Consider the following 1,534-nt stretch of genomic DNA (forward strand, 5'->3'; position numbering starts at 1 on the left):
TTTTTAGGCTCCCACTTAGCATAAAGGGTCGTATTGTCTTTGAGGGTGACGGTATCACCAGCCGTTTTTGTCAAAGCTTCATCGGTGTACCAACCCTTAAAGTCATAACCCACACGAGTTGGTTCTGTCTTGGTCACGTCGATGGTTTCACCGTAAAGACCAGTTTGGTAGTCCACGTAGCTACCGCCATTTGGCTCATAAGTCAAGTTATAGCTATTACGTGTGTAGTAAACGTTCACTTCTTGACCTTCCTCTTGAGTCAACTCAAGTGGTTCTGTCTTTTCAAAGGTCGCATAATCAAATGACAAGACTTCAGCATTAACAGTCGAGCCCAGAGCACCGTAAGCTGTGACCGATTTAATTTCAGTGTAATTTTTGCCATCAAGGTCTTTCAACATGTAACGAACCGTGTACTTAGATGATGCGGGAACGTATTTAACCTTGATGTCTATTTTACCATCAATGCTATTTTCCAGTTGGTCTGCTGTAATTTCAACGACTGCCTTTTCAGGATAGTAAATCGCATCTTGTTCCAAATTTGTGTCATCATCTTTGCTGACATTAGTTGAAGTCGGTGGAATGATATGGTAAGGCGTATCACTGATTTCTATTTGGTGAATTTCCTTATCGAAGACGACGTCTGAGTCACTAGTTGAATTATGGTAGTAGTATTCAATGGTTACGGTGTAGATTTTGATTTCATTGAATACCGCTTCGACAGTCATGTCACCATTGACTACCGTATCAGCTGTTACGGTTTCACCTGTGACTTTGTTTTGCCAGTGGTCGAAAGTGTAACCTGGTTTAAATGGGGCAGCAGGAAGAGTTGCTAACTTATCTCCGTCTTTTTTGTGGAGCGTTGTGACATTTTCTTCCTCGTTGTTATTATTTTGGAACACAAAGGTAATCACACGCTTGTCAGCTGTGTCAGCTGCTTCTGTAGTGCCTTGGTCAGATGACGCTTCTGTATTGGTATTTTCCTCATTTGTGTTTTCCTCAGCAACTTCTTCTTGCGTTTCTTCTTGACTGTTTTCTGTATTTTCAGTAGCTTGGACTGGTTCTTCTTTTCCGAGAACCACGAAACCTTGCACTGAGAAAGAAGAGACTTTGTAAGTCACTTTGGTTTGTGACGTGCTCAAATTCACTGACTCAGGATTGATAACTTCTTTTTCACCGTTTGATTTAAAGTGAACCACTTTGAAGTCTTGTTCCTTACCTGCTAAGTTATCCTCAGTTTGAAGAGTTACTTGAACAGGAGCACTTGGTTGCACTTCTTGACCATTGTGGATAAAGCTCACATCAAAGAAAGTCGCAAAATCTAAAAGGTTAGTGCCAAGAACCGCTTTTGACTTATCAGAAGATTCTTGAAATTCTTGTCCACTTGAATCAAGCTTGCGGACTTTTAATTCCACTCCCACTGGTAATTGGCTGCTACCATCAACGACTGCTGATACTGTGTAGCCGTCGCCATTTGCTGTTAGAATCGTCGCACTTTGAATCAATTCTTGTTTTGGTTCTTCATTTGATGTGTCTG

At 41.3% G+C, this 1,534-nt stretch carries 1 protein-coding gene; it reads right to left on the reverse strand.

The genetic code is table 11. The features are described 5' to 3' along the window. The coding region (locus B3473_RS06220) for an InlB B-repeat-containing protein (protein WP_293677956.1) at positions 1 to 1,534 on the reverse strand (1,534 nt) is incomplete at both ends.

It is taken from the genome of Streptococcus sp. UBA632 (assembly GCF_002300045.1).
GTDB classification, from domain to species: Bacteria; Bacillota; Bacilli; order Lactobacillales; family Streptococcaceae; genus Streptococcus; species Streptococcus alactolyticus.